At 61.5% G+C, this 7,044-nt stretch carries 5 protein-coding genes and 1 tRNA gene; 2 read left to right on the top strand and 4 right to left on the bottom strand.

Annotation, left to right across the window (positions count from 1 at the left end):
• Positions 1-25 precede the first annotated feature (25 nt).
• The gene (locus M2267_RS19580) at positions 26-2,587 is read left to right on the top strand and encodes a GcvT family protein (protein WP_429116295.1); all 2,562 of its coding nucleotides are present in this window, start codon (positions 26-28) and stop codon (positions 2,585-2,587) included.
• A 78-nt stretch (positions 2,588-2,665) separates the two neighbouring features.
• Here the strand turns inward: M2267_RS19580 and M2267_RS19585 are convergent, their stop codons facing one another.
• Both M2267_RS19585 and M2267_RS19590 read right to left on the bottom strand, forming a co-directional pair.
• On the bottom strand, positions 2,666-3,595 hold the full coding sequence (locus M2267_RS19585) for an aldo/keto reductase (RefSeq protein WP_429116297.1): 930 nt from the start codon (positions 3,593-3,595) through the stop codon (positions 2,666-2,668).
• 243 nt (positions 3,596-3,838) lie between these two features.
• The gene (locus tag M2267_RS19590; protein ID WP_429116298.1) at positions 3,839-4,627 is read right to left on the bottom strand and encodes an SDR family NAD(P)-dependent oxidoreductase; all 789 of its coding nucleotides are present in this window, start codon (positions 4,625-4,627) and stop codon (positions 3,839-3,841) included.
• Positions 4,628-4,724: 97 nt separating this feature from the next.
• Here M2267_RS19590 and M2267_RS19595 point away from each other — a divergent pair, with 97 nt between their 5' ends.
• Positions 4,725-5,318, top strand: a complete 594-nt coding sequence (locus M2267_RS19595; protein WP_429116300.1) for a TetR/AcrR family transcriptional regulator — start codon at positions 4,725-4,727, stop codon at positions 5,316-5,318.
• Between the two features lie 311 nt (positions 5,319-5,629).
• Here the strand turns inward: M2267_RS19595 and M2267_RS19600 are convergent, their stop codons facing one another.
• Entirely contained in the window at positions 5,630-6,385 is a 756-nt protein-coding gene (locus M2267_RS19600) for a hypothetical protein (RefSeq protein ID WP_429116302.1), read from the bottom strand.
• A 569-nt stretch (positions 6,386-6,954) separates the two neighbouring features.
• A tRNA-Met gene (locus M2267_RS19605) sits at positions 6,955-7,031 on the bottom strand.
• Positions 7,032-7,044: the final 13 nt, after the last annotated feature.

The following is a 7,044-nucleotide window of genomic DNA, read 5'->3' on the forward strand; positions in this document are numbered from 1 at the left end:
TCCAATCCAACCAGGGTCGCAATCAATGGCAGAGTTTCCGCAAAAGGCGAAAGTCGTAATCATCGGGCTGGGGGGCATCGTCGGCGCCTCGATCGCGCATCACCTGATCGAGCGCGGCTGGGATGACATCGTCGGCATCGACAAGTCGGGCGTGCCGACCGATATCGGCTCGACCGCACACGCCTCGGACTTCTGCTACACCACCAGCCACGATTATCTCTCGGTCTGGACGACGCAGTATTCGATCGATTTCTTCGAGAAGATGGGCCACTACGCCCGCATCGGCGGCCTGGAAGTGGCCCGCACTGGTGACGATGTCTGGATGGAAGAGATCAAGCGCAAGCTTTCCTCCGCCAAGGCCTTCGGCACCCGCGCCCACTATGTTTCGCCAGCTGAAATCAAGGCAATGTTCCCGCTGATCGAGGAAGATCAGGTGATGGGCGGCATGTTCGATCCGGACGCCGGCCTCGTCATCCCGCGCTCGCAGACGGTTGCCGGCAAGCTCGTCGATGCCGCGGAAAAGTCCGGCAAGCTGCAGGTCTTCGGCAACACGCCGGCCAAGTCTCTGATCGTCGAAAACGGCCGCATCAAGGGTGTGGTCACCCATCGCGGCACGATCATGGCCGACCACGTCATCGTCTGCGCCGGCATCTGGGGTCGTCTGATCGCCGAAATGGTCGGCGAGGACCTGCCGGTCATGCCGGTCGACCACCCGCTCACCTTTTTCGGCCCGTACAACGAATTCGAAGGCACCGGTAAGGAGATCGGCTTCCCGCTTCTGCGCGACCAGGGCAACTCCGCCTATATGCGCGACACCGGCGACCCGAAGACCACCGAAGGCGGCCAGATCGAGTGGGGCTATTACGAAACCACCAATCCCCGCCTCTGCCATCCGCGTAACATCCTTGAAAAGCACGAGGCGCGCCTATCGCCGTCGCAGCGTGACCTTGAGATGGAACAGATCATCGAGCCGCTCGAGCGCGCCATGGAGCTGACGCCGATCCTCGGCGAGCTTGGCTACAACGAGAGCCATTCCTTCAACGGTCTGCTGCAGGTTTCGGCCGCCGGCGGCCCCTCCTGCGGCGAGAGCCAGAAGGTGCGCGGCTTGTGGTATTGCGTCGCCATCTGGGTGAAGGACGGTCCCGGCTACGGCAAGCTGATTGCCGACTGGATGACAGACGGCCGCACTGAGATCGACCACGCCTCGATCGACTACTCCCGCTTCTATCCGCACCAGCTCGAAGAGAAGTTCATCGAGGGCCGCTGCTTCGAGGCGGCGCAGAAGATCTACTATCCGGCCGTGCACACGCGCGAGCCCTATGCCACCGGCCGCAATGTCAAGCGCTCGCCCTTCTACGAGCGCGAAAAAGAGCTCGGCGGCTACTTCATGGAACTCGGCGGCTGGGAGCGCGCCCATGGCTACGCCGCAAACGAGCACCTTCTGGAGAAGTACGGCGACCGCGTACCGGTACGTGAAAACGAATGGGACAGCCGCCATTTCTGGCGTGTTTCCAACGCCGAACATCTGGCGATGAGCGAGGATTGCGGCATCGTCAACCTCTCTCACTTCCACATGGTCGACATCGAAGGCCCTGACCATGTCGAGCTTCTGGAGTGGCTTTGCGCCGCCAAGGTCGGCGGCGACGGCAATATCGGCAAGGGCATCTACACCCACTTCCTCGACGACGAAGGCATGGTGCGGGCCGACTTCACCGTCTTCCGCATGGCCGACCGCTGCCGTCTCGTGAACGGCGCCGATGCCGGCCCGCGCGACTTCCAGTACATGCGCCGTGTCGCCGAAGATCGCGGTCTCGACGTCACCATCACCGACGTGTCGGAAAAGTTCATCACCATCGGCATCTGGGGTCCCAATGCCCGTGAGACGCTGAAGAAGGTGGTTGCCGACCCGGCCGGCCTCGATATCGAGAACTTCGCTTTTGCTGCGATCAAGCCGATCGAGATCGCCGGCAAACATGTGACCGCCTTCCGCATCTCCTATGTCGGCGAGCAGGGCTGGGAACTGCACATGAAGTACGAGGACGGTCTGGCCGTATGGGACGCGCTGCGCTCGACCGGCGTCATGGCCTTTGGCGTCGAAACCTATGCGAACTCGCGCCGCATGGAAAAGAGCCTGCGCCTGCAGAACGCCGACCTTCTTACCCAGTACAACCTGATCGAAGCCGACCTTGCCCGCCCGAAGGTCAAGGACGTCGACTTCCGCGGTAAGGCAAAGCACCTCGAGTACAAGGCGCGCGAGCATCAGCCGGCCATGCTTTGCACGCTGGTCATGACGGAAAACACCGACAGGAACGGCGTCAAGCGCTACCCGGTCGGAACCCTGCCGGTCATCGATCCAGAAACGGGCAAGGTTCTCATCGACGAACTCGGCCGCCGTTCCTACACCACCTCGATCGCCTTCGGCCCGACGATCGGCAAGAACATCGCGCTTGCCTATCTGCCCTGGTCCCATTGCCAGGTCGGCCGCAAGCTCAATGTCGAATATTTCGCCGAGACCTATCCGGTCGAAGTTGTCGGCATCGGCTACAAGCCGCTCTACGACCCGGAAAACCTGAAGCCGCGCAGCTGATCGAGCGGCATCAGTCACAAAAACGCAAAAGGCCCGCTCGGATCCGAGCGGGCCTTTTGCGTGGCGACCAAGATTGCGTCAGGGCAGCACGTGTCCTGCCGCGGTAAAGAGACGATACCAGTCCTCTCGCGATAGCGTGATGTCAGCGCCGGGGGCGATATCGGCCAGCCGCTCGGGGCTCGTCGTTCCAAGCACCACCTGAATGTTGCCCGGATGGCGGGCGATCCAGGCATAGGCGATGGCCGATGGCGAAACACCGTACTTGCCTGCGAGTTCGTCCAGCACCCGATTGAGTTCGGGAAAGTTCTTTTCGTCGCCGACGAAGACACCGCCGAAGAACCCCTGCTGGAACGGCGACCAGGCCTGCAGCGTCATGCGGTTGATGCGCGAATAGACGACCACTTCGCCATCGCGATCGATCGATTGCTCGAGACCTGCCATATTGGCGGCGATCCCGAAGGCGACCGAAGGCGCATGGGCAATGCTGAGCTGGATCTGGTTGGCGACGAGCGGCTGGCGGACTGCCGTTTTCAAGAGATCGATCTGTCGAGGCGTGTGGTTGGAGACGCCGAAATGCCGGACCTTGCCGGCCGCGTGCAATGTGTCGAAGGCCTCCGCCACCTCCTCCGGTTCCACCAGCGCATCCGGGCGATGCAACAAGAGAAGATCGAGATAGTCGGTCTTCAGCGCCGCCAGCGATCGATCGACCGACTGCAGGATGTGCTCTTTGGAGAAATCGAAATAACCGCGGCGGATCCCGCACTTGCTCTGGATGACGATCTGTTCGCGCTCGGCCGTCTTCAGCCGCAACGCATCGCCGAAACGGCGCTCGCAGGCATGCAGCTCGCCACCATAGATATCGGCATGGTCAAAGACGTTGATCCCGACGTCCCTTGCCTTGCCATAGAGCCGGTTTATGGCGTCATCGCTGAGATCGACAATCCGCATCAGGCCGAGAACGGCAGAGGAAACGGAAAGGTCGGTTGGTCCCAGATTGAATCTTTTCATCGGCTCGCACCATCAACATCGTTTCGAGGAAAGATTTTCGCAAAGGTGCGGCGCAGCCGACCTTGCGAAATCTTTGATCCTCAATCTCTAAGCAGCCCAAGAGCGCTTGGCAAACGCCTTTGGGACAAACCCTGGAGACGATGCGACCGCTGCACCCAAGCGGAAAAGGTCCGGGCATCGGACGTCCCAGCCGGCGCGGGCGGTCCGAGCAGACGTCGAACCCCCGCTCCTTGCCTGGACCGGTCAGGCCGCGGACCGATAGCGCTCGGCCGGCAACGACTGGGCAAAATTGGGCAGCATTGCCTGCCGTGCCGTATCGAGTGTGTTCCACTGATCGGCATCGGGAAGCGGCGGGATGGTCACCAGTTCGCGCCGGTCGTAGCCGACCAGCGCCGCATCGACGAGATCGCCGACCTCCATCACGCCTGAAAGCGTGTCGACATCGACGCCGGCATGATCCCAGATCTCCGTGCGTGTCGCTGCGGGCAGCACCGCTTGAACGTAGACCCCCTTCTGTGCGAGCTCGACATTCAAGCCTTGAGAGAGGAACAGCACGAAGGCCTTGGTCGCACCGTAGACAGTTGCGCCCATCTCCGGTGCAAGCCCGACGACCGACGCGATGTTGATGATCGCCCCCTCGCCTCTCTCCGCAAAACCAGGGGCCGCCGCATGCGCAAGCCTGGTGACTGCAGTGACGTTGAGCGCAATCAGCTTCGAGATGTCCTCGTTCTGCTGCTGAAGAAAGCCGCGCGGGATAGAGGTCCCGGCATTATTGACCAGCACACCGATGCTCCGGTCTTCGCGCAGGCGCTGCTCGATCCTGGCGAGGTCCCGCTCGTCCGTCAGATCGGCCGGCACCACATCCACCGCCACGCCGGTTTCTTTCGTGAGGCGCGTCGCGAGAGCGTCGAGCCGCTCCGCGTTGCGTGCAACCAGAACGAGATCATGGCCGCGACGCGCAAATCGCTCCGCATAGACGGCACCAATACCGGTGGAGGCACCGGTTACAAGGACTACAGGCTTCCTGCTCATCGATTGTGCTCCTTGGGTTTATTCATGACAGTCATCATGTATTTTGATATATGATCACCATCATGTATAATATCAATCGAAATTTCAGGAGACGATGATGCGCGTGAGCCGGAAGCAGGTCGAAGAGAACAAGAAGACGATCCTGGAGGCGGCCGGACAGCTGTTCCGGGAGCGCGGCTTTGAGGCCGTCACCGTTACCGATGTCATGAAGGCGGCGGGCCTTACCCACGGCGGCTTCTACGGCTACTTCAAGTCGAAGGAGGATCTGATCGCGCAGACATTGGCCGGGCTGCAGGGAGAAACCGAGCCGCTAACGATGGATCTGGCATCCGTCGCCCGACGTTACCTTACGCCGGAGCATCGGGACGATTTTGGCCACGGCTGCCCGCTTGCAGCCCTCGCATCGGAGGTGAGCCGCCAACCGGGGGCTGCACGGTCGGAGATGACAGGCGCCTTGAAGCGCCAGTTCGCCCGGTTCGGCAAGGTGGCGCCGGGGACGGATGAGCATGAGAAGCGCCGCGCGGCGATCGGCAGTTCTGCAGCCATGATCGGCGCGCTTATCCTGGCGCGGATGATCGACGACCCCGACCTGTCGACGGAAATTCTCGATGAGACGCGGGCATGGCTTTCCGGCCGCGATCACGGAAAGCTGGTAAGCCAGGATCTCTTCGAAGGAGAGACCGGCGCTTAGGGCTGAACCATGCAGCGGGAAATGCGCCGCGGTTTGTGGTCACGCTACGCGGCTAGTTAGGTATTAGAGCGCAGGCGGCAGAGCGGGGCGGCGACCAAGTGCTTGGCAGATCCTCTAACGTGTGGAATTCAATCGCTGGTCACTCCGCCGGAAACGATAGTCCGGCGAGACACAGGCATCGTTGATGAGGGGGCGTCAGGCGCCCGAAGACAAACCGGCAAGGCGCCTTCCCGGGTCGGGCATAGGAAGGTTCGCCCCAAGGCCCGCCCATCGCGCCTCATCCGAGGCAGAGGCGATACCTTATCGCGCCGTCACCGGGGCTCCGGCCATCCGAATTTCTTCGTCCAATAGCCGTTCCAATCATTCGCCGACTGTTGCGTTCGCCGGTAAATCCTCTCGGCCTCCTCCTCCGCTTTCAAGGCCTCCGCCAGCGCCGCATCACCCTTTGCATTGGCGCGCGCCTTTTGCGCGATGTCGAGACCGATCCGCGCTTCTGCCTGCGCATCCGCCAGGAACTGGCCTGAGCTATGGCCTTCGGCATCGGCAACATGGTGCAACTGCCTGCCGGCGGTTTTCAGATTATAACCGAGCACGATCTCGGTCTCGGCAAAACGGCTGCGATTGCCGCGCACCGTCGCGGTTAGCGCATTGGCGATCGCCTCTTCATGTCTGAGACCGGGATTGTTGACCAGTTCCGCTTCGACCCGGCCCGCGAAAATCTCACCCTGCTCGTTGAGGATCTCCTTCAGCACTGCCTTCACATTGGGGTCGCTGGATTTGAAGCGGTCGGAGTTCAGCAATTCCAGCGCGGTTCCGACAAAAGCGTCAGCCCTCGCCTTCAACTCCAGCATGCTGTTGTTGACCGCACCCTGCGCCTGCGTCGTTGCTCGGCCAGGCTCCGCTGAAACGCCGTTCGCGGCCTTGAGGATGCTGTTCGCGCTGTCGGCAGTACCAGCTTTCTCCTCGGCCTCGGTGGCTGTCCGCCTGAGGATTTCCAAGGCAACATTGCTCGTTGGCGATATGGTGGTCACGGGTGGATCTCCGCGGCGAAGGCGGTGCTCCTGCACCTGCCTGCCGAATGGGCGCGCACAGCCTCATGCTATCGCGGGAATCAAGGATGAAAGCAACTATCGATTGCATACCTTAATAAACGGGTAACGCCAATCATCGGGGCAGACCACGCAACTGCCTCGCCCGTTCTCCGAAGCGAAACCCGACGATGCGCTCCGATTTGAGCGCCTCGCACGACGCTTCTCCTTGCCGAACACTGCGCCAATGGCCCTGCTCTTCCTCCGATGAGCGAGCCAAGCCTATGCGTTACGCGTCGGGTCGTTATGTGTCGGTGTCGGGGGCGTAATAGATCGGTTGCGTTGGGCGCTCAGGCCTCGTGCCTGATCTCGATGTTTGCGGGATGTCATCTCTGTGAAGCGGCAAGCACCGTCGCTGGCCGTGTGCACATCCTCCCGGCTTGCGGCCATTACGTCCCGCTGGAGCGACCGTTGGCACTGAGTGCCATCCTGCGCGATGTCATTAGGTCACAGGCGCGAGGTTGAGTTTAGCGCCGGCGTTTGCTCGGTTTTCCGTGCCTTAGAACGTCGAAAGCCCGCGGGATTTCTCCATGCGGGCTTTTTTGATTTGGTTGCGGGGGCAGGATTTGAACCTGCGGCCTTCAGGTTATGAGCCTGACGAGCTACCGGGCTGCTCCACCCCGCGTCCAGCGCAAATC

It is taken from the genome of Ensifer sp. KUDG1, assembly GCF_050434285.1.
Classification (GTDB): Bacteria; Pseudomonadota; Alphaproteobacteria; order Rhizobiales; family Rhizobiaceae; genus Ensifer.